This window comes from Streptomyces sp. NPDC019224, from assembly GCF_040632605.1.
GTDB lineage: Bacteria > Actinomycetota > Actinomycetes > Streptomycetales > Streptomycetaceae > Streptomyces.
This window is the reverse complement of the sequence record NZ_JBEYCF010000058.1, coordinates 22,303-48,473: the sequence shown is the minus strand read 5'-3', so window position 1 is coordinate 48,473 and position 26,171 is coordinate 22,303. Positions and strand designations below refer to the sequence as shown.

18 protein-coding genes are annotated in these 26,171 nt (G+C 73.1%); 10 read left to right on the top strand and 8 right to left on the bottom strand.

The genetic code is table 11. The features are described 5' to 3' along the window. Nucleotides 1-827: 827 nt before the first annotated feature. The 4 genes from ABZ564_RS28130 to ABZ564_RS28115 all read left to right on the top strand — a co-directional run bounded on the left by ABZ564_RS28130 (nucleotide 828) and on the right by ABZ564_RS28115 (nucleotide 8,586). On the top strand, nucleotides 828-3,749 hold the full coding sequence (locus ABZ564_RS28130) for an AAA family ATPase (RefSeq protein WP_360861793.1): 2,922 nt from the start codon (nucleotides 828-830) through the stop codon (nucleotides 3,747-3,749). Between the two features lie 122 nt (nucleotides 3,750-3,871). Then, entirely contained in the window at nucleotides 3,872-4,120 is a 249-nt protein-coding gene (locus tag ABZ564_RS28125; RefSeq protein WP_360861791.1) for a hypothetical protein, read from the top strand. Between the two features lie 105 nt (nucleotides 4,121-4,225). After that, nucleotides 4,226-7,921, top strand: a complete 3,696-nt coding sequence (locus ABZ564_RS28120) for a S8 family peptidase (protein WP_360861789.1) — start codon at nucleotides 4,226-4,228, stop codon at nucleotides 7,919-7,921. 29 nt (nucleotides 7,922-7,950) lie between these two features. Then, on the top strand, nucleotides 7,951-8,586 hold the full coding sequence (locus ABZ564_RS28115) for a hypothetical protein (protein ID WP_360861787.1): 636 nt from the start codon (nucleotides 7,951-7,953) through the stop codon (nucleotides 8,584-8,586). Between the two features lie 273 nt (nucleotides 8,587-8,859). Here ABZ564_RS28115 and ABZ564_RS28110 read toward each other — a convergent pair whose 3' ends face one another. The 5 genes from ABZ564_RS28110 to ABZ564_RS28090 form a co-directional block, all read right to left on the bottom strand. Continuing rightward, entirely contained in the window at nucleotides 8,860-9,858 is a 999-nt protein-coding gene (locus ABZ564_RS28110; RefSeq protein ID WP_360861785.1) for a transketolase C-terminal domain-containing protein, read from the bottom strand. Nucleotides 9,859-9,860: 2 nt separating this feature from the next. Continuing rightward, the gene (locus tag ABZ564_RS28105; protein WP_360861783.1) at nucleotides 9,861-10,769 is read right to left on the bottom strand and encodes a transketolase; all 909 of its coding nucleotides are present in this window, start codon (nucleotides 10,767-10,769) and stop codon (nucleotides 9,861-9,863) included. Further along, the gene (locus tag ABZ564_RS28100; RefSeq protein ID WP_360861781.1) at nucleotides 10,766-12,118 is read right to left on the bottom strand and encodes an MFS transporter; all 1,353 of its coding nucleotides are present in this window, start codon (nucleotides 12,116-12,118) and stop codon (nucleotides 10,766-10,768) included. Before ABZ564_RS28100 ends, ABZ564_RS28105 begins: the two co-directional genes overlap by 4 nt. 108 nt (nucleotides 12,119-12,226) lie before the next feature. Then, nucleotides 12,227-13,102 carry an NAD(P)-dependent oxidoreductase gene (locus ABZ564_RS28095; RefSeq protein ID WP_360861779.1) on the bottom strand — a complete coding sequence of 292 codons (876 nt, stop codon included), beginning with the start codon at nucleotides 13,100-13,102 and terminating at the stop codon, nucleotides 12,227-12,229. A gap of 126 nt (nucleotides 13,103-13,228) precedes the next feature. Next, complete coding sequence (locus tag ABZ564_RS28090) at nucleotides 13,229-13,945, bottom strand: FCD domain-containing protein (RefSeq protein WP_360861777.1); 717 nt, start codon at nucleotides 13,943-13,945, stop codon at nucleotides 13,229-13,231. 811 nt (nucleotides 13,946-14,756) lie between these two features. On the opposite strand from ABZ564_RS28090, the gene ABZ564_RS28085 reads away from it, so the two are divergent. After that, on the top strand, nucleotides 14,757-16,088 hold the full coding sequence (locus ABZ564_RS28085; RefSeq protein WP_360861795.1) for a glutamine synthetase family protein: 1,332 nt from the start codon (nucleotides 14,757-14,759) through the stop codon (nucleotides 16,086-16,088). A 45-nt stretch (nucleotides 16,089-16,133) separates the two neighbouring features. On the opposite strand, the gene ABZ564_RS28080 is transcribed toward ABZ564_RS28085, so the two are convergent. Both ABZ564_RS28080 and ABZ564_RS28075 read right to left on the bottom strand, forming a co-directional pair. Next, the gene (locus ABZ564_RS28080) at nucleotides 16,134-16,715 is read right to left on the bottom strand and encodes a GNAT family N-acetyltransferase (RefSeq protein ID WP_360861775.1); all 582 of its coding nucleotides are present in this window, start codon (nucleotides 16,713-16,715) and stop codon (nucleotides 16,134-16,136) included. Beyond that, the gene (locus ABZ564_RS28075) at nucleotides 16,712-18,031 is read right to left on the bottom strand and encodes a type III PLP-dependent enzyme (protein ID WP_360861773.1); all 1,320 of its coding nucleotides are present in this window, start codon (nucleotides 18,029-18,031) and stop codon (nucleotides 16,712-16,714) included. Before ABZ564_RS28075 ends, ABZ564_RS28080 begins: the two co-directional genes overlap by 4 nt. A gap of 533 nt (nucleotides 18,032-18,564) precedes the next feature. Between ABZ564_RS28075 and ABZ564_RS28070 the strand changes: the two genes are divergently transcribed. Continuing rightward, the gene (locus ABZ564_RS28070; protein WP_360861771.1) at nucleotides 18,565-19,794 is read left to right on the top strand and encodes a metallophosphoesterase; all 1,230 of its coding nucleotides are present in this window, start codon (nucleotides 18,565-18,567) and stop codon (nucleotides 19,792-19,794) included. 360 nt (nucleotides 19,795-20,154) lie between these two features. Continuing rightward, nucleotides 20,155-20,835, top strand: coding sequence for an AroM family protein (locus ABZ564_RS28065; protein ID WP_360861769.1), 681 nt, complete (start codon nucleotides 20,155-20,157; stop codon nucleotides 20,833-20,835). Nucleotides 20,836-20,934: 99 nt separating this feature from the next. Here the strand turns inward: ABZ564_RS28065 and ABZ564_RS28060 are convergent, their stop codons facing one another. Next, nucleotides 20,935-21,717, bottom strand: coding sequence for an IclR family transcriptional regulator (locus ABZ564_RS28060; protein WP_360861767.1), 783 nt, complete (start codon nucleotides 21,715-21,717; stop codon nucleotides 20,935-20,937). A gap of 233 nt (nucleotides 21,718-21,950) precedes the next feature. Between ABZ564_RS28060 and ABZ564_RS28055 the strand changes: the two genes are divergently transcribed. From ABZ564_RS28055 to ABZ564_RS28045, 3 genes are read left to right on the top strand one after another with little or no spacing between them, the layout of a single operon-like run. Next, a complete protein-coding gene (locus ABZ564_RS28055; protein WP_360861765.1) occupies nucleotides 21,951-23,591 on the top strand; it encodes an OPT/YSL family transporter in 1,641 nt (546 codons plus the stop codon). Nucleotides 23,592-23,648: 57 nt separating this feature from the next. Continuing rightward, nucleotides 23,649-24,713, top strand: a complete 1,065-nt coding sequence (locus ABZ564_RS28050) for a DUF917 family protein (protein WP_360861763.1) — start codon at nucleotides 23,649-23,651, stop codon at nucleotides 24,711-24,713. Beyond that, entirely contained in the window at nucleotides 24,706-26,169 is a 1,464-nt protein-coding gene (locus ABZ564_RS28045; RefSeq protein ID WP_360861761.1) for a M20/M25/M40 family metallo-hydrolase, read from the top strand. Before ABZ564_RS28050 ends, ABZ564_RS28045 begins: the two co-directional genes overlap by 8 nt. Nucleotides 26,170-26,171 lie beyond the last annotated feature (2 nt).

The window sequence follows — 26,171 nt, the reverse complement described above, 5'->3', positions numbered from 1 at the left end:
TGGCTGGCCTAGACAACCGACACGCTATGAACAAGGCCCCGTTTCCGGTGCCCGCACCAAGGCTCCGTCACCTGATCCAGGACGCCGTACGGGCCGTCATCGAACGCCCCACGGTTGAGAAACAGCTAGTCACACGCCTGTCACCAACACCGTCGACGCACCTGGAGCACCAAGTCCAAACCCGCGTGAACAGCGTCGAATTGGACCACGTGGACGTCAGAAGACGGTTCTGCCTACGTGTGCCAGGTGGTACCGAGGGAGGGGCCGATCACCAGGACTGGTGCGTCTTCCGGCCCGTCAAAGCGGTATTGCAGGGTGTTCGGTGGTGTCTCGGTCACCCGGAAAACCCTCTCACGTCTCACGAGATCTCACACAGCCGGGGGAAGCCGGCCGGCTCGACGCAGCCGCGGCTCGGCCTGGTGAGCACTGCCACGGCCCCATCGACCGGGTCTGAGCCCCTCGGTGTGCGGGTGCCCCTGACGCAGCGTGTCCTGCCGGACACGCTCGCGCCCGGTCCACACGTCGACGCCCTGCTTCCCGCATCGGCACAGCTGCCGGCTGTTCCCCGTTTGCGGCAAAGCGAGTGGTGCCGTCCCGAAGGCCGGGACGGCGTAGCGGGAAACCTTGCGGGCCACTCCGATCGGCACCTGATGACTCCAGGGTCCAGGTGTCGGAATTTCGGAGGTCACTCCATGGCCGGCCCACACCCTCGAAGCGGCATGCGACGTTCCTGTGCGTACTCCGCGGGAAGGGATGCATGCGTCATGGATAGGGTCGGCACCGCACCAGCGTTGATCGTTTGGGCCGGGGACGGAGAGGGGTGGGCCGTGGCGGAGCGGAACAACACCGGTGGCGGCCGGTTGCCGGAGCTCTCGGCGCCGCGGTTCGTGGGCCGGGGCAGTGAGGTCGCCGCGCTCGACGCGGCCCTGCACCGGCCGAGCGTGGTCCTGATCGACGGCGAGGCGGGCATCGGCAAGACCCGTCTGCTGCGGGAGTTCGCCGCGTCGCACGCCGGACGGGTGTCCCGTACGCTGACCGGCGCCTGCCCCGATCTGCGCGTGCCGTACACGCTCGGCGCGGTCGTCGACGCGGTGCGCGAGGGCGTCGGCGGCGCGGAGGGCGTCGCCGGGCTCGGGCTCAGTGGTCTGGCCGGTGCGCTGCGTCCGCTGTTCCCCGAATGGGCGGCCGGACTTCCCCCGGCTCCCGAGCCCCTGGACGACGCGACGACCGCCCGGCACCGGCTGTTCCGCGCCTTCGTCGAGGTACTCGACCGCCTCGATGTGGCGCTGCTGGTCCTGGAGGACGTGCACTGGGCGGACGAGGCGACCCTGGAGTTCCTGCTGTTCCTGGTCTCCCGGCGGCCCCAGCCGGTGAGCCTGGTGCTCACCTACCGGGGGGAGGAGGTGCCGGCCGACTCCCTGCTGCTGCGGCTGTCGTCCCGGCTGCCCGCCGAGGCACACCTCGTCCGGCTGACCCCCAAGGCGCTGGACGTCGGTGAGACCGCCGAGTTCGTCTCCTCGATGCTGGCGGACGAGCACGTCTCGGCCGAGTTCGCGGCCTTCCTCCACGCGGGCACGGAAGGCGTACCGCTGGCCGTCGAGGAGATGGTGCGGCTGATGCACGACCGGGCCGACCTGGTCCGCCGGCCCGGCGGGTGGGCGCGCCGCCGCCTCGACCGCATCGAGGTGCCGCCCACGATCCGCGACGGCGTCCTGGAACGCGTCGGACGGCTTCGCCCCGACACCCGGACGGTCCTGTACGCGATGTCGGTGCTCTCCGGCCCGGCCGGTCACGGCACGCTGTCGGCGGTGGCGGGACTGCCCGAGGAGCGGTTCACCCCCTCGGTGGCCGACGCGCTGGACAGCGGTCTGATACGCGAGAACAGGGCCGGTCAGTGGCTGTTCAGGCACTCTCTCACCGGCCAGGCCCTGTACGCGGTCGTCCCGGGCCGGGAGCGGCGCGGGATGCACCTGCGGGCCGCCCACGCACTGGAGGACCGGGGCGCGCCGCCCGCCGCGGAGCTGGCCGGGCACTTCCGGCTGGCCGGTGAGGCCGAGGCCGCGCGCAGATACACGGAGGAGGCGGCCGGCCTGTGCGCGCAGTCGGGTGACGTGGCGACCTCCGCCCTGCTGCTGCACAGTCTGGTCACCACCGTCACCCTGCCCGCCGAGGCGCTGGCACGGCTGGTGGCGAACATCCAGTTCCAGGCCCTGCACGGCGCCGACCCCTATTCGGGCATCGTGCGGTCCCTGCGGGCCGCCCTGCGCGACCGGACGCTGCCGCCGGAGCAGGAAGCGCTCGTCCGCTTCCAGACCGGCCGGGTGCTCATGGCGGCGGGAGAGATGCGGGCGGGCTGGCTGGAGATACGGAAGGCGGTCGCCCACCTCCCGGCCCGCTCGCCGGAGGCGGCGCGGGCGCACCTGCTGCTGGCCCTGCCGTTCGGGCAGGCACGGCCTGCCTCGGAGCACCTGGAATGGCTGAACAGGCTGCCGGAGGTCCCCTCGCTCACTCCGTACGACCGCCTGCGCCAGTTGGTGGAACGTTCCTACGCGCTGCTGACGCTCGGGGAGGAGACCGGCTGGGACGTGGCCCGGGAGATCCCCGACGAGGTGGCGGGCCCGCAGGAAGCGGAGATCTCCGCGATAGGCCACGCGAACGTCGGGGAGGAGGCCATACGGTGGGGTCGTTACGCCGAAGCCGCGGCGCGCCTCGACCGCTCTCTCGCCCTCGGCGAACGCTTCGAACTGCTCGACTACCTCGGCAGCATCGCCTCCGTGCGCACCCGCCTCGACTGGGCCACCGGCGCCTGGGCGGGACTCGCCGAGCGGGCGGCACGGCTGAGTGACGACGATCTCGGGATGCGGCTGCGGGACAGGGCCGTGGCGGCCCTCGTCGCAGGTCTGCTCAAGGCCGCGGCCGGCGACCGGAAGGGCGCCGAGGAACGGCTGCGCTTCGCCGGACGTGACGATCAGCAGCGGGTCGAGGCCGCGACCGCGCTGGCGCGGCTGTGCCTGCGCGACGGCGATCCGGCGGAGGCGCTGCGCCTCACCGAGGAGCCGGCCGAGATCACCGTGGTCCGGGGGCTGTGGCCCGGCGTCACCGAGGTCGCTCTCGTACGGGTCGAGGCGCTGCTGGCCGTGGGCCGGCCCACGGAAGCAGCCGAGCTGGTCACGGCGCTCGAACGCGGCCTGGACGGCAAGAACGCGCCCGCACCCCGTACCGCCCTCATGACCTGCCGGGCGCTCCTCGCGGAGGACCAGGGCCAACTCGTTGATGCCGCGGCGCTGTTCGCACGGGCGGCCGAGGCGTGGGACGCGCTGCCACGCCCGTACGACGCCCTGCTCGCCAGGGAGCGTCAGGGCCACTGCCTGCTCGCCGCCGGCCAGGACGGGGCCGGCGTACGCCTGCTCACCGACGTCGCGAAGGAGCTGTCGCGGCTCGGCGCGCACGGCGACGCGGGCCGGGTGACGCGGGCACTGGGCGGGCGGCGGGGCACCCGCAGGTCCCCCGGCAGGCCCGGCTACGGCGACCGGCTCTCGCCACGCGAACTGGAGGTCGCCCGGCTGCTGGTCGAAGGCCGGACGAACCGGCAGATCGCCGACGAACTCGTGGTGTCCGCCCAGACCGTGGGCACCCAGGTGAGGTCGGCGATGCGCAAGCTCCGGGTCGCCTCGCGGACTGCGCTCGCGACCAGGCTCCTGGAGTCGGGCCTGGTGGTCACCGACCGGCCGCTGCTGGGAGACGAGTAAAAGGTCATCCCTTCGCCCGCGCCCGACCCGGTGCGAAAAAACCCGCGCCCGGGACGCCGGACGATTGATTACCTCATCTGAGTGATCGAACAGGGCCACGAACGTCGCCACACTTGTTTGTCATGTCACCCGCGAACCAGCCGGCCCACGAACCGGCGAACGGCCCGTGGGCGCCCGCGCGCCCCGGCCCGGATCTCCCCGCACCGAGCGAACCGTCCGGTGATCGGCCCGGCAAGGCGTCCGGCGGTCCGTCCGGCGAACTGCCGACGGAGGCGACGGACGCCTCGGAACCTCGCAGCGCGCACGCTCCGGGTGCCGGCCGCATCCCGCACGGCGGCGACCCGCTCGACGAGGAGTACGGCCCCCTCTGACGAGGACTCCCGTCCGTGCTTCCGCATCCCCGTACCCGTACCCCGTACGTCGGAAGACCCCTGTCCCTAGACACCCCCGTTCGAACGTCCCGCAGGGAGCGATAGATGAGGCGAAGAAAAGCAAGGCGTCCCGGACGCCGCCTGGGCGCGCTGACCGCCGGCGTGGTCATCCTCGGGATGGCCGTACCGGCCTTCCCGGCCCAGGCGGCCCAGCCGGTCCAGCAGGTCCCGGCCTCCGGGACCGCGGGCACGACCGACCGCACGACGACCCCGGGTTCCCCCCTCGACAACGCCGAACTGGCCGACGTCGTCGCCTCGTCCGGAGGCGCTGTCGACGTCACGCTGGTCACCGGCGACACGGTGTCCCTCGGTCTGAACGACGACGGCAAGCCCGTCGTGCGCGACACCGAGGCCGCCCACCGCACCGGCGGACCCGCCACCGTCTTCCACACCATCACCCGCAGGGGCCAGGTCCACGTCGTACCGAACGACGCCATGCACCTGCTGAGCGACGGAGTCCTCGACTGGTCGCTCTTCGACCTCACCGCGCTGTCGCAGGCCGTCGCGGCAAGCGGCGGCGCCGAGGCCCGTGCCGAGGTCCCGGTGATCGTCACCTACAAGGACGAGCACGACGTCGCCAAGGCCCCGAAGGTCGCCGGGGCGAGGACGGGAAGAGCGCTGCGGAGCGTCGGCGGCCGCTCGCTCGGCATCGCGGGGAACGGGACGTGGTGGAGGGGGGTACGAGGCAAGACGGGACCGGCCTCCGCCGCCCGCTCGGCCGGCTCCCTCGCCGGGGTCGAGAAGGTGTGGCTCAACGGGGTGTCCCGGGTCAGCCTCGACGTCTCCGTACCGCAGATAGGCACCGGCGTCGCCCGGAGCCGCGGCCTGGACGGCAAGGGCGTCCGCGTGGCGGTGCTCGACTCCGGCATCGACGCCACCCACCCGGACCTGGCCGGCCGGATCGAGGAGAAGACCGACTTCACCGGCAAGGCTCCCGACGCGAAGGACGGCCAGGGCCACGGCACCCACGTGGCGTCCACCATCCTGGGCGACGGCGCCGCATCCGGAGGAAAGTACACGGGCGTGGCCCCCGGCGCCCGGCTGCTGGTCGGCAAGGTCTGCGACGACAACGGCGTGTGCGAGGAAGCCGACATGATCGCGGGCATGGAGTGGGCCGCCCACTCCGGTGCCAAGGTCGTGAACATGAGTATCGGCGGTGAGCCCACCGACGGCACCGACCCGCTGAGCATGGCGCTCAACCGGCTCAGCCAGGAGACCGGGACCCTCTTCGTGGTCGCGGCGGGCAACGCCGGTCCGGGCACCTCATCGGTCGGGACTCCGGGCGTCGCCGACGAGGCGCTGACCGTTGCGGCGGTCGACAAGAGCGACAAGATGGCGCCCTTCTCCTCGCGGGGCCCGCGCCCCGGGGACTACGCGGCCAAGCCGGACATCGCCGCTCCCGGCGTCGCCATCGTGGCGGCACGGGCCGCGGGCACCTCCCTCGGCACCCCGGTGGACGACAACTACACGAGCGCCAGCGGCACTTCGATGGCCACCCCGCACGTGGCGGGGGCCGCCGCCCTGGTCGCCCAGCAGCATCCGGAGCTGCGGGGCGACCAGATCAAGGCGCTCTTGATGAGCACCGCCAAGGACCTGGGGTACGACGAGAAGGCGCAGGGCGCCGGCCGGGTGGACCTCGCCGAAGCCACCGATCCGCGGATCATCGCGGCGGGGAACCTGAGCTTCGGCCGCCGCCCCCACGACAGCGCGCCCGTGACCAGGACGGTCACCTACTCCAACCTGACCGGCGCCGCGGCAACGCTGGACCTCACGGCCTCGGCGACGAGCGGTGGCGCCTCGGCCCCGGCGGGCCTGCTCACCCTCGACCGGCACAAGCTCACCCTCCCCGCCGGTGGATCCGCCGACGTCGAGGTGACGCTCGACAGCGCCGCGCTCGGCGCCCAGGGGTCCTACGGCCGCTGGGACGGCCGGCTGACCGCCCGCGACACGTCCGGGACGGTCCGTACGGCGACGCGCGTCCAGGCCGTACTGGAGGCCGAGCGGGCACCGCTGACCCTGAACGTCATACCGCCCGAGGGCGCCACCTCCGTCACGTACGGCGACGCGGTCTTCCTGCCGGTCGACGACAGGGACCCCCTGTACGACGGTCTGGTCGCCGAGACCGGTGGCGAGTCGACCACCGCCCAGCTGTACAAGGCCGGCACGTATGCCGCCACCATCCCGGTGACCTGGAAGGACGGCTCGGGCGAGGAGCAGCGCGCGGTCCCGCTGGCGCCGGAGGTGAAGCTCACCGGGGCAACCACGGTCACCCTGGACCTGCGCAAGCTGGTTCCCGTGAGTGTGCGGACCTCGGCGGCGACCGAGACCTACTCCGCGGTCAGTTCCACGGCCCGGATCTCGGCGACGGGGGCATGGGCGATGGCGACCGCTCTCCGGTCCGACTACCAGGCCCGGGAGACGTCGCACTGGTGGGCGCTGCCGACCGGGAAGGTGCGTACGGGCACGCTGACCCAGAACACGTACAGCGTGCGGACGACTCCGGTCGTCACCATGAAGGCCGTCGGCGGCGGGCCGGCCCTCGACCTGGCCGCCCGCTACCAGACTCCGGACACGGCCCTGGTGACCGTCGAGGGGCGACAGCTGCCCAGCGGTCTGCTGGCAAGGCAGGAGGCCGTCGCCGCGATTCCGCGGCTCGCCACCGAGGGGCGCGTACCGGTGGTCGACGCGGGCAGCGGGACCCCCGCCGAGCTGGCCGCGGCCGGTGTGGACGGCAAGCTCGTCCTGATGAGGCCGACCGATCTGTGCGGCACCACGTGCGACTTCGCCGAGCTGCGGGACACCCGGGTGAAGGCCGCCGCCGCCGAGGGCGCCAAGGGCGTCCTGGTCGCGGCTCCGGGCCTCACCTCACTGGGCGGCACGTACAGCCAGTTGCTGTGCCCCGGCGGCCCCGAGACCTGCCCCGCACTCGAACCGTATGCCGCGCTGCCCGTCGTGAGCGTGGACGAGGGGCAGGCCGCCCGGCTCGTCGAGCGGCTCAAGGCCCACCCGGGCACGGTCCGGATCGAACTCGGCGGCAGCGCCGAGCCGAAGGTCTACGCCGCCTCGTTCGTCGCCGAGGGCGCCGTTCCCTCCGGCCTCCAGTACCGGCTGGACACCGCGAGGATGCGGCCGGTCGTCCAGTACTTCCATGCCGACCGGCCCGGCACGGTCCACCAGTTGTCCTGGCTGCGGCTGTCGGGGTCCACTCCGCTGCTGCCGACGCTCGACCTGCCGCTCGTCCCCACCCGGTCCACGCTGACGGTGTACCTCCAGCCGCAGGACGACGCGGTCGACCGGTTCACCGCCGGCTGGGGCGACAACACCGAGCACTCCACGCTGACCGGGGCCCGCAGCGAGACCCAGGAGGTGGTCCTCACCCGGCAGAAGGAAGTGCACTGGAACGAAGGACCGAGCGTGCCGGGAGCCGCGCGGCAGGTGCGGACCGCCTCGGGCTACACGGTGGCCTCCGGACCGTGCTCGGCCTGCCGCCAGGGTGACACCTTCTACCCGACGTTCTACGTGACGAGCAGCGGGGGCGGACGCCAGGCCATGGTCGGCGTCCTGAACAACCAGTCGCTGACGGAGAACACCTTCGGTACAAGCGCCTGCGGCCCCACCCTCCCGGAGCTGCGCCCCACGGAGGACGCGCTGTGCGACTTCAGCCTCAAGGACAAGTCCGGGCACGAGATCGAGCGCCGCACACAGGAGTTGTACGCCACGGACACCGGAGAGATCGGATGACGAAGAGGAGAACGGCGGGAACAACGACCATGCGCACGAAAGGGATGGACGCGATGCGCGGGAGACTGCGGCGAACCCGGCTGGGCAAGGGTGTCCTCGCGGCGATGACCGCCGGGGCGGCACTCGTCCTCTCGGCCTGCAACGGCACCGGTGATCTCGCCGCCTACGACCTCCCGGCCGGCTCGGCCCGCTACACGTTCGAGGCGCGGACGAACGGCGCCACGACCCATTGGGAGTACGTCTCCGGAAGGCCGGCCAAGGGCGACGCCCCCGAGCAGAACCCCTGCATGGGCGAGCTGACCGGCGACAGCACGGAGCCCTGCCGCCCCGAGCCGCTGATCTTCCTGCGGTACGACCTGGGCCTGGCCCTGGACAACACCGCCCAGGCGGGCCGGACCCATCGGATCACGATCACCGCCTACTACCAGGACCGCCTGAGCACTCCGCCGAAGGTGAACGACTTGACCGCCGAGGCCACTTACGACGGCGGCAAGACCTGGAGGAAGGTGAGCACCCGAGCCGCGGGGGCCAACACCTTCACGGCACGAATCGACAACCCGAGCGCCAAGCAGGCGCCGCAGGGCGTCGGACTGCGGGTCCACGCCTCGGACACGAAGGGAGACACCGTCCGGCAGACCCTCCCCACGGCGTACCGTCTGCGCTGAACCGGCCCACCGGTACCGGCCGGGGCGGGAGCACGACCCCGCCCCGGCCGTACGCTTTCCCAAGCCGACCGGCCACATAGGCACCCCGCGCGCACGCACCCGCGCGCGAGGCCTGCACCTGCAAGACGGCGGCAAGGCAGGCAGGTTGGTCCTTTCCTCCGGCCCTCGGCCTCGCCCGCCCCGAAGCGGCGCCCGAGGGCACCGTCCGATGGCCACCGCACGGTGCCCATCGGACGGCCGTCGGCCGTGCCGCCGGGTACCGGCCCCGGCGGGTCACATCGCGGCGAGAACCCGCTCGACCACCCGGTCCGCCGCGAGGCCGTAGCGGTCGTGGAGGGTGGGCAGGGCGCCGGCGTCGATGAACTCGTCGGGCAGGGCGACGGGAAGGATCTGCTTGCCGAGGCCGGTGCGGGCGGCGGCGGAGGCGACCGTCTCGAACAGGCCGCCCACGACGGTGTGGTTCTCCAGGGTCACCGCGAGGCGGTCACCGGCGAGTTCGCGCAGGACCGTCTCCTGGTCGAACGGCTTGAGGGTGGGGCTGTGCACCACGGCCGCGTCGACGTTGTGGGCGGCGAGCTTCTCCGCCGCCTGCAGGGCGCGCATGGTCATCAGGCCGCTGGAGACGAGGACGACGTCCCGGCCGCCGCGCAGGATCTTGGCCTTGCCGAGCTCGAAGGTGTAGTCGTACTCGTCGAGCACGAGGGGCACCTTGCCGCGCAGCAGGCGCAGGTAGGTGGGGCCCTCGTGGGCGGCGAGCTGCGGGACGGCCTGCTCGATGTCGAGGGCGTCGCACGGGTCGACGATGGTCAGGTTGGGCATGCCGCGGAAGATCGCGACGTCCTCGGTGGCCTGGTGGCTCGGCCCGTAGCCGGTGGTCAGGCCGGGCAGGCCGCCGACGATGTTGACGTTGAGGTTCGGCTCGGCGATGTCCAGGCAGATGAAGTCGTACGCGCGGCGGGCCGCGAACACCGAGTACGTCGACGCGAACGGGACGAGGCCCGTCTCCGCCATGCCCGCCGCCGCGCCGAACAGCAGCTGCTCGGCCATGCCCATCTGGAAGAACCGGTCGGGGTGGGCCTGCGCGAAGACGTGCATGTCGGTGTACTTGCCGAGGTCGGCGGTGAGACCGACGATCCGCCGGTCGCTCTCGGCCAGTTCGGCGAGCGCCCTGCCGAAGGGGGCCGGGGAGGTGCGCTGGCCGGGGTCGGCGAAGGAGGCGATCATCGCCGAGGTGGTGAGACGCTTCGGCTGGGCTGCGGTGGTGGTCGTCATGGTCAGGCTTCCGTTCCGTTGGTGGCCGCGGCATCGTGACCGGCCGTCAGCTGCTGTCGGCAGATCTCCCATTCGTGCTCCTCGATCCGCATGAAGTGGGCCTTCTCGCGGTTCTCCAGGAGCGGGACCCCGCGGCCGACGCGGGTGTCGCACAGGATCACGGAGGGCCGGCCTTCGGCGGTGGCCTGTTCGGTGGCCGCGTCCAGGGCGCGCAGCAGGGCTTCGACGTCGTTGCCGTCGACGCGCTGGGTGAACCAGCCGCAGGCCCGCCACTTCTCCTCGGCCGGCTCGATGGAGAGCACCGTGTGGGTGGCGCCGTCGGCCTGCAGGGCGTTCATGTCGACCAGGGCGGTGAGGTGGCCGAGCTTGTGGTGATGGGCGCCCATGGCCGCCTCCCACGTGGAGCCCTCGTCGAGTTCGCCGTCGGAGAGGAAGTTGAACACCCGGGCGGGATTGTTCTGATGGCGCAGGCCGAGGGCGATGCCCACGGCGACGGTCAGGCCGTGTCCGAGGGAGCCGCCGGATATCTCCATGCCGGGCGTGTACGAGGCCATCCCGGACATCGGCAGGCGGGAGTCGTCGGTGCCGTACGTGGCGAGTTCGTCGACGGGGATGGTGCCGGCCTCGGCGAGCGCGGCATACAGGCCGATCGCGTAGTGGCCGGTGGAGAGCAGGAAGCGGTCGCGGCCGGACCAGTCGGGGTCCTCGGGGCGCAGCCGCAGCTGGTCGGTGTAGACGGCGGCGAGCGTGTCGGCGGCGCCGAGGGCCTGACCGACGTAGCCCTGGCCCTGTCCTTCGCCCATGGTCAGGACGTGGTGGCGCATGCGGTACGCGGCCTCGCCGACGTGGGCGACGCGCTCGGGCAGGGTACGGGCCGTGTGGCGGGCCCCGGTCACGGTTGTGGCAGTCATCGGACCTTCTCGGGGATGGGGGTGGGGGATGAATCGGCGGAAGCGGACGGGGTGCCGTCGTCGAGGCCGGTCCTGACCGGGGCCGTCTCCGGAGCGCCGATCGCGGCGGACACGGAGGCGATGCCGAGGAGGCAGAACAGGGCGGCGGGGCCCGCCCAGCCGATCCAGCCGTACAGGGCGGTGGCGGCGAACGGCAGCAGACCGGCGACGAGGGAGGCCAGGTTGTAGCCGAGCGAGATGCCGGAGGAGCGGACCTCGCGGGGGAACTGCTCGGAGAACCAGGAGGATTCGACGGCGAAGATCGGGTCGTGGCTCAGCACCAGGGCGAGCACGACGGCTGTCACGATCAGGGCGGTGACACCGGTGTTGACCAGAAGGAACAGCGGGAAGCCGAAGGCGATGGTGAAGACGGCCCCGATGAGGAACACCGGCTTGCGGCCGATGCGGTCGGACAGGGCGCCGAAGAAGAGGTGGCTGCCGAGGCCGACGGCGGAGCCGATGACCGTCCCCAGGAGTACGTCGTTGCTGGTGCCGAGCTCGGCGAGACCGACGTAGGAGAGGACGAAGCTGGTGGCGATGTAGTAGCCGCCGGTCTCGGCGAGCCGCAGCGCGGTGATGCGCAGGATGAGCCGCCAGTCGCGGCGCAGCACATCGAGCGCGGGTGTCTTGAGGATCTCACCGCGCTCCTTCATCTCGGTGAACTCCGGGGACTCCTCGATCCGCATCCGGATGAAGAGGCCGACGGCCACCATCACGATGGACAGCAGGAACGGCGCGCGCCACACCCAGTTCCCGGTGAACAGTTGCTCGCTGATCAGGAAGGTGCCGTTGGCCAGGAGGAGACCTGCCGGGATGCCGATCTGCGGGACGGCCCCGAACCAGCCGCGGCGGCGCGGCGGCGCGTGTTCGACGGCCATCAGGACGGCGCCGCCCCACTCGGCCCCGAAACCGATGCCCTGCAGGATGCGCAGCAGGATCAGCAGCAGCGGTGCGGCGATGCCCGCCTGGGCGTAGGTGGGCAGCGCGCCGACGAGGACCGTGGCCGCTCCCATCAGGAGCAGGGAGGCGTTGAGGACGGTCTTGCGTCCGATGCGGTCGCCGAAGTGACCGGCGAGATAACCGCCGAGGGGCCGGAAGAAGAAGCCGACGGCGAGGGTGGCGAAGGACGCGAGGACCCCGACGAGCTTGTTGTCGGTGTGGAAGAAGGCGGTGCCGAAGTAGGCGGCGGAGGCTGTTCCGTAGATGAAGAAGTCATAGCTCTCCACCGCCGATCCGACCATGGAGGCGAGGGAGACGGTGGCGGGGTTGTCGCGGTGGGACGCGTCGGCGGCGTTGCTGACGGCACTCATCGGCGGCTCCTTGTTCTGCCCAGGGTGCGGCCCGAGGTTCGGCCCGAGGGAGAGGCGGAGGCTCTCCGGCCCGGCGCTCGGGGGTGGCGCCGGTGCCCTGAGGGGCGGTCAGGGGGTCTTCTGGTACGTCTCGATGACGCGGGAGTCGTCGCGGGCGGCGAGTCCGCGCTCGGCGGCGGCCAGGTAGCGGTCGCGGGAGAGGTCGAGGAGCGGGGTGTCCGCGTCGGCGGCACGGGCCGCCTCGGCCACCAGGCCGCTGTCCTTGACGAAGATCGAGACGGTGCTGGTGACTTCGGTGTCGGTGCCTTCGAGCATCCGCGGCCCGCGGTCGGAGAGCATGAACGACCCGGCGGCCCCGGTCTCGATCAGTCCGAGGACTTGGTGGCGGTCGAGGCCGAGGCTGCCGGCGAGGTTGAGGGCCTCGGCCGCGGCGACGATGTGGACCGAGCACAGGTGCTGGTTGACCACCTTGATGGCCTGGCCGTCGCCGAGCCGGTCACCGACCGTGCGCACGGTGCCGCAGGCGCCCAGCACGGGGGTCACGGTGGTCACGTCCGCGGTGTCACCGGCGGCGAAGATGGTCAGTTCGCCGGTACGGGCACGGGCGACGCCGCCGGTCACGGGCGCGTCGACGACATGCGCGCCGGCCGCGGCGAGTCGTCGGCCCTCCCGGCGCACCGCCTCCGGGCCGACCGTACTCATGATCACCCAGTGGCGTCCGGCCTGGTCGGGACGGGCGTCGAGGACGGTGTCCACGAGGGCGGCCAACTGGTCGGGCGTGGCGACCATCACGACGGTCACCGGGGCGTCCGGCGCCTGCTCGACGGAGCCGACGGCGCCGGCGAGCCCGGCGTCACGGGCGCGGTCGGCCGCGCCGGGGGCGGGGTCGACGCCGGTGACGTGGTGCCCGGCGGCGGCGATGCGCGCGGCCATGGGCAGCCCGATGGCGCCGATGCCGACGAAGGTGACGGAGTGGGGGGTCATGAGGTGGTTCCTTTCGGCTGCCCGGGCGGGATCGGCGATCCGGCTCGGCGGCCCGGGCGGGATCGGTGCCCGACCGCGGCCGGCTGGTGATCAGCCGGATCCGCGGGGGCAGGGATCCGAAGTGGGTCAGGGGCGGACGGCCTCGTGGGCCGAGGCGTCGGTGAACGAGGACCAGACTTCGAAGTGGCGGCGCATGGCGGCGCGCGCACCCTCGGCGTCGCGCCCGTCTATGGCCTCGACGATTCCGTAGTGCACGGTGTCGATGACCAGGCTGCGGCCGGTCGGCAGCGGGACCCGCCCGGCGCGCTCGCGCCGTTCGACGAGTTCGCTGCGGAGCGCATGGCTGAGGGCGTCGTGCAGCATGCTGAAGACCGGGTTGCCGACGATGTCGCACAGGCGGCGGTGGAAATCGAGGTCGGCTTCGAGCGCGGCGCCGTGTTCCCCCGCGGTGGTGGCCCGGACCATCTCGTCCACGAGTGCGCGCAGGGCATCGACGTCGTCGGCGGTGGCGCGGCGGGCCGCGGCCTCGGCCAGCGCGGTCTCCAGGATCTCCCGCGCGTCGCGGAACTGCGGCTGGCTGAGGTGCCCGAGCTGGCCCGCCAGGTCGAAGTAGAGCTGGAGGAAGCCGGTGCCGGGCGCTGTGAGGTAGGAGCCCCGGCCCTGGGTGCGGTCCAGGAATCCGAGGTGTTCCAGGATCGACAACTGCTCGCGCAGCGCCCCACGGCTGATCTCCAGGCTGTCCACGAGCGCGCGCTCGGTGGGCAGCCTCAGCCGCCCCTCGTCGCCGTCCGGGGTGCTCTGCTCCGAGAGCGCACGCACCAACCGAGCCAGGTCCATGGCCATCAAAGCCTCCTCACGCCGGTCACCCTCGAGACCGCCGAAACAGATTGGTTTAACCAATGCGGGGAGGTTATGGCGCGAGAAAGCGCAAGGTCAACCCTTTGGTTCAACCAATTGCGCAACCCTTCGGCGCCCCGACGACCGCCACCCCGCGGACTCGGGGGGTGCGTGAGCCACCGTTGACGTCGTACGTCACACCGGTCCGGCAGCCCGAATCGGGCCGGACCGGGAACGCGAGCACGTCGGCCACGGCCTCCCCGATCACGGCATCCAGGCGGCTTCGTCGATCGCGCCCCTCGTGCGGACGCGCCGAGGCGACGATGACCGGGATCGAGACGGAGCGACGCCACCTCACCCTCCGCGCGGCCCGCCTCGTCCCTGGACAGGACCGACCGGCAGAGGTGACGTACGGGCGGGGCCGGACTCGCTCCGCTGCGGCCGGCAAGGTCCGGGTGCCGGCCCCGGCCATCCCCCACCCGGCGGCCAGTGAACGGAATCGGCGGGACACCGCGATCGGACCCCTCCACCGTCCGAAGCGAGACAGCGAGGTGCCCGCCCGCCGGGAAGTCCGCGCGGGACGGCCTCCTCCGCCGGAGCGGTGAACCGTCGGCTCCTCGGTCACCGCAGTCGGACCAAGTCCGATGAGACCAGAGGGACCTGGCCGGTTTCACTCATGCGCGTGTCCTTCTCCGCGCTCACCCGGCAAACCGTTCGGCAAGAGCTTCCGAGGTTCGCCCCGCACGGACGGGTGAACTCCCGGCCGTCCGGTGGCACACCGGCCCCCGCCCGCACGAGCATGGCCGGCATGACCATCATGTATCCCCGCACCGAAAGGGCCGAGCAGGCCCGGGCGGTCGAAGCCCGACTCGAAGCCGCCGGAATCGACGGGGTGGTGTTCGGATGGGTCGACAACGCCGGCCTCACCCGGGTGAAGTCCGTCCCGCGCGCCCGGCTGGCGCATGCCGCCGGGCACGGCGTGGGCGCGGTGCCCTGCTTCGACCTCGCCCTGGTGGACGACTCCTTCACCGTCACGTCCTCGAGCACCGGCCCGGTGGGTGACCTGCGGCTCGTCCCCGACCTGGACCGGCTCGTCCCGCTCGCCGCCCAGCCCGGCTGGGCCTGGGCGCCGGCCGACCGCTATGCGCAGGACGGCACCCCGCATCCCGGCTGCCAGCGCGGCTTCGCCCGCCGGGCCGCCGAGGCGGTCGAGCGGCGGGGGTTCTCGGTGCGGGCCGGCATCGAGGTCGAATGGGTGGTGGCCGACGCCGCCGGGGCGCCCGCGACGTCCGGACCCGCGTACGGGATGACCCGCTTCGTCGAGCACTCCGACTACCTGCGGGACCTGCTGCGCGTCCTCACCGACCAGGGGCTGACCGTGCTCCAGCTCCATCCCGAGTACGCCGCCGGGCAGTTCGAGGTCTCGGTCGCCGCCGAGGGGCCGGTCGAGGCGGCGGACACCACCATGCTGGTGCGCCACACCATCCGGGCCGTCTCCGCCCGCCACGGCCTGCGGGTCTCGTACGCGCCCGTCTTCACCGAGGGTTCGCTCGGCAACGGCAGCCATCTGCACCTCAGCCTCTGGCGAGAGGGCCGCAACCTCGCGCACGGCGGCCCCGGGCGCCATGGGATGCACCCCGAGGCCGAGCAGTTCCTCGCGGGCGTCCTGGCCGAGCTGCCCGCCCTGCTCGCCCTCGGTGCGCCCGGCGTCGCCTCCTACCTGCGGCTGGTGCCCTCGCGTTTCGCGGGGGCCTACCGCTGCTGGGGTCTGGAGAACCGTGAGGCGGCGCTGCGCCTGATCACCGGCTCCGCCGCCGGGCAGGCGAACGCCGAGGTGAAGTGCTTCGACGCCGCCGCCAACCCCTACCTGGCGGTGGGCGGCGTGCTGGCCGCCGGGCTCGCCGGCCTGGATTCCGGGCTGCCGCTCCCGCCCGAGACGCCGGGCGACCCCGCCGCCCTCGGCTCCGCCGAGCGCCTCCCGGCGAGCCTGCCGGAGGCGATCGACGCGTTCGAGAAGTCGGCGTCGCTGCGGGAGGCGCTCGGCCGGGAGCTGTACGAGGCCGTGCTGGCCGTCCGGCGGGCGGAGGCGGAACTGTTCTCCGGGCGCACCGACGCGGAGATCGTCGAGGCCGTCCGCTGGCGCTACTGACGAGGGCGCTCCCGACCGGCCGGCGCGGCCGGTCGGGAGCGCCCCTCAGGGGGCGGAGCCTCCGGGGGGCGCGGAGAGGTCGGGTGGTGCGTCGGCGGCGGGTCCCGGCACGTCGGCGGCGGGTTCCGGCGACTTCGTCATGTAGACCGCCTCGGCGCCGTAGCTCGCGGGCAGCGCGACCTCGGGCCGGGCGCGGTAGCCCAGCCGGGACCACCAGGAGCGGGAGCCGCTCACGGCGACCAGCGAGAGGGACCGGTGGCGGGCCGCCCGGCCGGCCTCCTCCAGGTGGCGCAGCATCCGGGGGGCCAGTCCCCGGCCGCGGATCCCCTCGGCGACGACCAGATCGTGGACGTGCAGATTGCCGCCCCGGTCGCGGGGCCGCGCCGCGCTCTCCTCGGCCAGGCTCAGGTCCGGGCAGCGGAACAGCGGGTACGGCAGGGCCAGCAGGTAGCCGCCGAAGGCGCCCGCGTGCTCCAGGACGAAGCAGGTCGACGGGGAGGCACGGTGGCGCGAGCGCAGCGCCTCGCGCCCCTCGGACAGACCGCTCGCGCCGTAGGCGAGCGCTTCCAGCGCGACCACGTCGTCCCAGTCCTCGTCCTGGAACAGCCGGATCCTGGTGCCGGTCATGCCTCTCCTCCGCCCTGTCCCCGGCCGCCGACGCAGGTGCACGGAAGCGGCTCGAAGCCGTTGAAGCCGCGGGTGGTGTAGGCGGTGGCGTAGGCGCCGCAGGAGTGGATCCACACCGGGTCGCCGGAGGCGAGCGCGCGCGGGACCCGTACCGGGCCGCCCTCCTGGGCGAACGCGTCGTCGCTGTCGCAGGTCGGTCCGGCCACCACGGCATCGACGAACTGTCCGCCGGGGTGCGTGGGGAACTCCAGGCGGTACTGCAACTGGTCCATCTCGTACAGGCCGTTGAACTTGCCGCAGCTCAGGTAGAGCCAGCGCTCGCGGGTGCCGTCGAGCCGGTGCCGGGAGGTGAGCCGGGCGACGTGGGCGCGGATCGCACCGTGGTCGGCGACCAGGTGCCGACCGGGCTCCAGCAGGAAGTCGAGCGGGACGGAGTGGGCGGCGCGCAGCCGTTCCATGCCCTCGCGGATCGCCGTGAACATGCTGCTCAACGGCGGCACCAGCGGCCGGCCGCACCGGTCGAGGACACCGAGGGCGGGCAGTCCGCCGCCGAGATTGATCCGGTCCGGGGTGATCCCGCACCGGCCGAGCGCCCGGAGCACGGCGGCCAGCGAGTCGATCGCCGTGACCCACGCCTCGGCGGTCATCTGCTGGGAACCGACGTGCAGGGACAGCCCGGAGGGGACCAGTCCGAGGGCGCGCGCGGCGCCGAGCACGCGCGGCACGTCCTCGGGCGAGCAGCCGAACTTGCGGCTGAGACCCCACAACGCCCCTTCACCGGTGGTCGCGATCCGGCAGAACACCCGTGCCCCGGGGGCGTTTTGGGCGATCGCCATGACGTCCTCCAGGCTGTCGGTGGCGAAGTCGCGCACACCCAGCCGGTAGGCCGCGGCGATGTTGCGGTCGGACTTGACGGTGTTGCCGTAGTGGACCAGGCCGGGAGCGGCCCCGGCACGCAGTGCCTGGGCGATCTCCTGCGGGCTCGCGGCGTCGAAGCCGGCCCCGAGCCGGGCGAGGTGGCCGAGCACCTCGTCCACCGGGCACGCCTTCATCGCGAAACGCATCGCGACGCCCGGGAGTTCGGCGCAGAGGGCGGCGTACTGGCGGCCGATACCGTCCAGGTCGTAGACGAGGGCGTCCTCCGTGGCGGCGGCGAGCGCGGCGCGCAGGGCGGAGTGGTCCTGCCGGCCGGGAAGGGGCCCGGCGGTCCCGCGCGAGTGGGTGAGTGCGGTCGCGGCGCGGTGGTGGGCTCTGCCGAGATCAACGGCCTGGCGAGGTCCGGTGATCGGGTGCATGTCGGTGGTCTGTGGCCTCACGTGTGAACTTTCGTTCCGACTGGAAAAGGGGGCGCCAAGAGCTGGCTGGCACGCGGAATGTCGGCCGAGGGGACACGGGACTGGCCGTGACACACGGCTGGCGCCCCCTCGCCGCTTCGCACTCTATGCGGCACCGCCGGCCTTCGAACGGGCCGAAGACCACGGCACCCGGTGACAAGGTGTCGACCGCACAAGGGATTTCCGTCCCCGATCCACTCGAACGGCGTCGGCGCGAGTCATTGAAGGATTGACGCGCGCGCTTTCGCCGGCATCCCCCGCTCCGCCCGCCGTGCCGAGAAGTCGAGCGTTTCGTCACGCGGACGGAGGGAAGCCGACATCCGCGATCAGTGCTCCGTAAATCAGTGCTCTGTAAAACGGTGCCGAAGCAGCGGAGATAGATTCCGGCGAACCGTCACCGTGCCGCGGCGCACCTCGGCACCCGGCCGCCCCCGGCCGGCCGGGTACAGTGCGCGGCGGCATTCCGGGCGCCTTCCGGTTGCCCGAGGACTTCCGGTTGCCCGAGGAGGGGAAGCGTGACCGACACCGACGAAACCCGGTCCGCGGACGGTTCGGCCCGCACGGCGCGGCAGAGCCGGCTGCGCCGTCTCATGCGCTACGTCCCCCTCGTCGCGCCCGTGCTGCTGTGGGCCGTGCCGTGCTGGGTACTGCTGTACACCGGTCAGCACTGGCCGCTTCCCGTGACGGTGGGCGGCACCTGCCTGTTCGTCCTCGGTCTCGTCACCATGCCGTTCGCGATGGTGCGGGGGCACGGCAGACGGCAGCGGGACCGGGCGGCGATCGTCGGGGACACCCTGCTCGGGACGATCTGGGTGCTGTTCACCTGGGCCGTCCTGCTCGGTGTCCTGCTGCGGCCCGCCCTGACCGCGGCCGGCGCGGGCGACGGGCAGGACCGTGCCCGGACCGTCACCGGGGCGGTGCTCGCGGTCGCCGCCGTGCTGCTCTCCTGGGGGTACGCCGAAGCCCGGCGGGTGCCGCGGGTGCGCCGGCTCGAGGTGGAACTGCCGCGTCTGGGAGCCGGGTTGGACGGCACCCGGGTCGTTCTCATCACGGACACCCACTACGGACCGCTGGACCGCGTCCGCTGGTCGGAGCGGGTCTGCGCGGAGGTCGACGCCCTGGAGGCCGACCTGGTCTGCCACACCGGGGACATCGCGGACGGCACGGCCGGCCGCCGCCGGGCCCAGGCCGCGCCGCTCGGCACGGTGCGCGCCGCCCACGCCCGCGTCTACGTGACCGGGAACCACGAGTACTACAGCGAGGCCCAGGGCTGGGTCGACCTGATGGACGAGCTGGGCTGGCAGCCGCTGCGCAACCGCCATGTGCTGCTCGAACGCGGCGGCGACAGCCTCGTGGTCGCCGGTGTGGACGACGTCACCGCCGAGTCCTCCGGCCTGGCCGGCCACCGCGCCCACCTCGCCGGCGCCCTGGCCGGAGCCGACCCCGGTCTGCCCGTCCTGCTCCTGGCCCACCAGCCCAAGTTCATCGACCGGGCCGTCGAGGGCGGCGTCGACCTCCAGCTCTCGGGCCACACCCACGGCGGCCAGATCTGGCCGTTCCACTACCTGGTCCGCCTCGACCAGCCGGCCGTCGCGGGACTCAGCCGCCACGGCGACCGCACGCTGCTCTACACCAGCCGGGGCACCGGGTTCTGGGGCCCGCCCTTCCGGGTCTTCGCGCCCAGCGAGATCACCCTGCTGGTCCTGCGCTCGCCGCGACGGCCGGACGCCCCCGCCGCTCCATGACCCCCCGCAGCGCCCCGTCCGCTTCCTGACCGGCTCGGCTCCCCGGGGCGGTCCGGTGAGCGGACGCGGGCTGGGCGGGTCCGGCGCCCCGGTCCGCGTCTCTCATGGTGCTCATCGGTGTGTCCTTCCGGCCCAGCCAGGCTACGGCCCCCGGAATCAGGGGTGGCGGCACCATAAGCAGCCGCGTTCCGGCCCCGGCGTGCACCGCGCACACCCGGCGCGGGGGTGGGGCGTGCGCGGTGCACAGGCCAGGCCTGCGCTCACACAGCCGCCCGGCAGGTCTATCGGTGCACCGGCCATCCAACTACGGTTATCCGGAATCCGATTCCATTATCCGGAACAGCGTTGAAGCGAGGCCTCATGCACACCGTGACCTTCCTGACCATCGGCGAGTCCCCCCGCCCCGACCTCTCCGTGGCGATCGAGGCGGAGCTGCCGCCGACCGCCCGGATACGGCACGCGGGCGTCCTCGACGGGCTCGGTCGGGCGGAGGCCGAAGCACGGTTCGGGGCGGTGGCGGGGCGGGCGACCCTGCTGAGCCGGCTGGCCGACGGGGGCTCCGTGACGCTGGACGCCGAGGCCGTCGGGGCCGGGCTCGTAGCCCTGGTCGAGCGGGTGGAGGACGAGGGGGCGGACGTCGTGGTGCTCCTGTGCACCGGGGAGTTCCCGGGCCTGCGGACGCGGCGGGCGCGGCTCGTCGAGCCGGACGCGCTGCTGACGGGGTACGTGGGCACGGCGCTGCGGGGCAGCCGGATCGGGATCGTCGTGCCGCTGCCGGAGCAGGTGGCGGAGGCCCGCACGAAGTGGCGGGCGCTCACCCCGGCCCCGTCGTTCACCACGGCCTCGCCGTACGCCGACGACACCACGGCGCTGTGCGCGGCGGCCCGTGCCCGACTGGAGGAGGGGGCGGACGCCCTGGTGCTCGACTGCATGGGCTACGGCACCCGGCACCGCGAGGCGCTGCGCGCGGCGGGGATCACCGTGCCGGTACTGACCCCGGGCGCGGTGGTGGGTGCGATGCTCGGCCCCCTGCTCGGCTGACGGGCGGGGCGGGCGCGGCTCGACCGGCAACGGCCCGGCGGGGGCGGCCCGGCGGGAGGCCGGCCCGGGAGGACCCGGCCGGCCCGACGGCCGCCGGTGTCAGCCCGCCGCGTCCGCCCCCACGTACCGCAGCCAGTACGGGTCCCCGATCCGCTTCCCCACGCGCCGGGCGGCGTCCCGCACCGCCCGGCCGAAGCGCGCCTCGTCCTCGTGGCGCAGGTCGGGGGCGGGCAGGGCGATCCCTATGCCGAAGACCTGCCCCGTATCACCGTCGACGACGGCCGCGGAGATGCCGGCGACGTTCGGCACGAACTCGCCGCGCGAGGACTCCCAGCCGTCGGCGCGCACCCGGGCCAGGGAGGAGACCAGCTCACCGGGGGTGCGCGGGGCGGAGCCGGTGCTCTGTTCGAGGCGGGCGTCGACGAGTCGCAGCACCTGCGCGTCGTCCAGGCGGGCGAGCAGGGCGCGGCCCATGGAGCTGGCGTAGGCGGGGGCGCGGGTGCCGGCCGGGGTGTAGGCCTGGAGGGCCCCGACGGCGCCGATCCGCATGTGGAGCACCAGCGATTCGGCGCCGTCGAGCACGTCCACGTACCCGGTGTAGCCGATGTCCGCGACCAGCCTGGCCAGTTCCTCCTCCAGGAGCGAGGCGGTGCTGCGCGAGGCGCGGAAGTGGTACGAGGCCTCCATGACGAGTTCACCGGGCCGGTAGGCGCGGCTCACGGGGTCACGGTCCAGGAAGCCGTACTCGGCCATCATGCTCAGCGTCCGCGACACGGAGCTCTTGGGCAGGTCCAGGGCGCCCGCCACATCGGTCACCGTCAGATCGCGCTGCAGGCGCGCCAGCAGCCGCAGGACGTCCCGCGCATTGGCGAGTGTGCTCACCGTTCTCCCGCCTCCCCCGAGCTCCCGGAGCTCGTGCGTTTGATCGTAAGGGGCGCCCGCGCGGCTTCCTCACCACCCCGGCGCGCTCACATACCGAGACCGCGGGCTACCCCCTTGACGCCGGAGCGCCTCGTGGGGATGATCCATGAGATCCATATATTCACATACGGTTCCATATTTTAGAACTCCTTGGAGCGGCTTCACGCCGACCCGCACAGAAGCACCGGAGATCCATGAGCACCGACGCGACGCCCCAGGCCGTCACAGACGCCCCGCCCTCAGCGGCCGACGGAGCGCGCCATCCACGCGCCCTCGCACCCGGCAACCTGATCCTGACCGTGGTGCTCAGCGTGTTCGGCGCCGTGGTGGGCGTGCAGCTGCTCGCCACCCTCGGCGTCACCCCCAGCACCTCGCTGATCGGCGCGCTGGCCGCGATGACGCTGGCCCGGGTGCCGCTCGTCGCCCTCCGCGGCTTCCGTTCGGTGCACGCGCAGAACCTCGCGCAGACGAGCATCTCCTCGGCCACGTTCGGCGCCGCGAACAGCCTGTTCCTGCCGATCGGCATCCCGTTCCTGTTCGGGATGGACGACATGATCATCCCGATGCTGATCGGGGTGGCCGCCGCGATGCTGGTCGACGCCTGGCTGCTGTACCGGATGTACGACACCCCCGCGTTCCCCGCGAAGAACCCCTGGCCGCTCGGGCTCGCCGCCGCCGAGGCGATCAAGGCGGGCGACGAGGGCGGCCGGCGTGCCAAGGTGCTCGGCCTCGGCCTGCTGACCGGTCTGGTGGGCGCGGTGTTCTCGCTGCCCATGTCGGCCTTCGGTGTGGCCCTGATCGGCGGGTTCGGCGCCATGGCCGCCTTCGGCGTGGGCCTGCTGTTCAGCCAGTACGCGGACACCCTGTTCGACCTCGACATCAACGCGATGTACCTGCCGCACGGCATGATGATCGGCGCCGGTCTGGTCGCCCTCGTCCAGGTCGGCCGCACCATCCTCGAAGCCCGGCGCACGAATGCGGCAGAGGTCCGTGCGGCCGGTGCGGCGGAGGACGCCGGCGAGGGCGCGCGGCGGCTGGGCCGCTCGATGCGGCTCGGTTTCGGCGCCTACCTCGTCATCTCGGTGCTGCTGGCCTTCGGCACCGGCGCGGCCACGCACATGAGCCCCGGCATGCTGGTCGGCTTCCTGGTGTACGCGACCGTCGCGGCCTTCCTGCACGAGCTGCTGGTGGGCATCGCGGCCATGCACTCCGGCTGGTTCCCGGCCTTCGCGATCGCCCTGATCACGCTGCTGCTCGGCATCCTCATCGGCTTCCCGCCGGAGGCGCTGGTCGTGCTGTCCGGCTTCACCGCCGCGACCGGCCCGGCCTTCGCGGACATGGGCTACGACCTGAAGACCGGCTACCTCCTTCGCGGTGAGAACGTGGACCCGGCCTTCGAGCTGGAGGGTCGCCGCCAGCAGCTGATCGCCGCGATGATCGGCTTCGGCGTCGCCATCGTCGTCGTCCTCGTCTCGTACCGGATGTTCTTCGACAACGGGCAGACCGCGCCGATCGACGCCGCGTACGTCGCCGCGATCAAGGCGGGCCCGTCCGTGGAGACCGCCCAGCACCTCGCGCTGTGGGCGATCCCCGGCGCGATCGTGCAGATCATCGGCGGGTCGAAGCGCCAGCTCGGCATCCTGCTCGCGACCGGGCTCCTCATCACCACCCCGATGGCCGGCTGGATGGTCGCCGCCGGCATCGCCGCCCGTGTCATCGCCCCGCGTCTGTTCGGCAAGGACGTCAAGGGCGACCTGGAGGTCTTCGCCGGCGGCGCGATCGCGGGCGACGCCCTCTACTCCTTCGGCAACGGCGTGTTCAAGGCCGTCAAGTAGCCGGACCCCCTCACCACCCTCTCGTACCACCCGCACAGCACCACCCTGGGAGACCCCATGAAGCGCCAGCTCACCCATGACGACATCCGCGCGGCCGTGTACGGCGGTGCCGTACTGGGTGGAGGAGGCGGCGGCTTCGTCGAGCGGGGCCTGCGCACCGCCGAGCTGGCCCTCCAGGTCGGCACGCCCGAGCTGTGGAGCGCCGACGAGTTCGCCGACGGCGACCTGACCGCGACCGTGGCCCTGGTCGGTGCCCCCGCCGCGCCCGACCCCCAGGTGCTGCCGATCCACCTGGTGCGCGCCCTGGAGCTGCTGCGCCGCGACCTGCCGGGCGACCTGGTCGCGCTGCACACGAACGAGAACGGCGCCGAGACCACGATCAACGGCTGGTTCCACTCCGCGCTGACCGGACTGCCCGTCATCGATCTCGCCTGCAACGGACGCGCCCACCCCTCCAGCCAGATGGGAGCGATGGGCCTGCACCGCCGCGAGGGCTACCGCTCCTACCAGGGCTACGCGGGCGGCAAGCCGCACGCCTACGTCGAGGGCGCCGTCTCCGGCCGCCTGGACGCCACCTCGAACGTGGTGCGCCGTGCCTCCGTGGAGGCGGGCGGTTGGGTGGGCGTCGCCCGCAACCCGGTCGAGGTCGGCTACGCGGTCCGCAACGGCGCCCCGGGCGCCATCGGCTTCGCCATCGAGCTGGGCCACCGCTTCCTGGCCGAGGGCCCGGCCGGCGCGGCCCGGCAGCTGGGCGGCGAGATCGCCGCGACGGGGACCGTGCGCGAGTACCGCTGCGAGCAGCGCGAGGGCCTGGACGTCGGCGTCGCCGTCCTGGACGACGCGGCCGGCACCACCCTGCACTTCGTCAACGAGTACATGGCGCTCGACCTGGCCGGTGGCCGCCGTGCCTCCTTCCCCGACCTGATCACGACGTTCGACGAGGCCGGGCAGCCGCTCGCCTCCGCCGACGTCGAGGTGGGCAAGCGGGTCGAGGTCCTGGTCGCCCCGGCGGAGAACCTGCTGCTCTCCCCCACGATGTACATGCCCGAGGTGTACGCCCCCGTGGAGGCGCTGCTCGGCATCGAGTTCGCCCCCGCCGCGAAGGCGCTCACCCATGTCTGAGGCACCCGTGGCCGCCGTCGCCGACCCCGGACCGGTACGGGAGTTCTGCGACGCGCAGTGGGAGACCGAGGTGCTTCCGCTGGTCCGGGACCACATCCGCGTCCCTGCGGTCAGCCCCGCGTACGACCCGGAGTGGGAGGCCCACGGGCACCTCGACCGGGCCGTCGACGCGGCGGCCGCCTGGCTGCGCGAGGTGCCGCTGCCGGGTCTGCGGACGGAGGTCCTGCGCGCCCCCGGCCGTACGCCCCTGATCTTCTTCGAGGTCCCCGGCGAGGGCGCCCGGGTCGAGGAGACCGTCCTCTTCTACGGCCACCTGGACAAGCAGCCCGAGGGCGACGGATGGACCGGCGGGCGCACCGCGTGGGAGCCGTCCTTCGACGGGACCCGGCTGTACGGCCGGGGCGGCGCCGACGACGGGTACGCGCTGCCCGCGTCGGTGACCGCGATCCGCGCTCTGGCCGAACAGGGAGCGGCCCGTCCCCGGTGCGTCGGGGTGTTCGAGGCCGGGGAGGAGTCGGGCAGCCCCGACCTGGACCACTGGTTCGCGGCCCTGGAGGACCGGATCGGCGAGGTGGGCCTGGTGGTCTGCCTGGACTCCGGCGCGGGCGACTACGAACGGCTGTGGCTGGTCACGTCGTTGCGCGGGGCCTGCGGCGGCACGCTGGACGTGCGCGTGCTCGGTGACGGGGCGCACTCCGGGGACGCCGGAGGCGTGGTGCCGTCGTCGTTCCGGGTGCTGCGGCAGCTGCTGGACCGCCTGGAGGACAGCGCGACCGGCACGCTGCGCCCCGCCGTACTGCACGGCGAGATCCCGCCGGAGCGCCGGGAGCAGACCCGTGCCGCGGCGGCGCTGCTGGGCGACGGGGTCCAGGAGCGCTTCGACTGGCACGAGGACACCTCGGCGGTGGCCGGGGACCCCGGTGAGCTGCTGCTCAACCGGGCGTGGCGGCCCAGTCTGGAGGTCACCGGTGCGGACGGGCTGCCCCCGGTCGCCTCGGCCGGCAACGTGCTGCGCCCGCACACCCGGGTGAAGCTCGCGCTGCGGCTGCCGCCCACCGTGGACAGCGCGGCGGCCGTCGCGGAGACCGCGCGGCTCCTGGAGGCGGACCCGCCGTACGGCGCGACGGTCCGCTTCACGCCCGACCGGGTCCTCGCGGACGGCTGGCACGCTCCGGCCGAGGAGCCGTGGCTCGGCGAGGCGCTCTCGGAGGCGAGCCGGGCCTGCTTCGACGGGGCGGACGTGGCCCGCATCGGCCAGGGCGGCACCATTCCGCTGATGGGGAAGCTGTCCCGGCAGTTCCCCGGGGCCCAGTTCCTGGCCTGCGGAGTGCTGGGCCCGGGAGCGAACGCCCACGGCCCGAACGAGTCGCTGCATGTGCCCTACGCGCGGCGGCTCACGGCGAGCCTGTCCCTGACCCTCAACGCCTTCGCCGTCCGGGAGCCGCAGGCGGGGTGAGG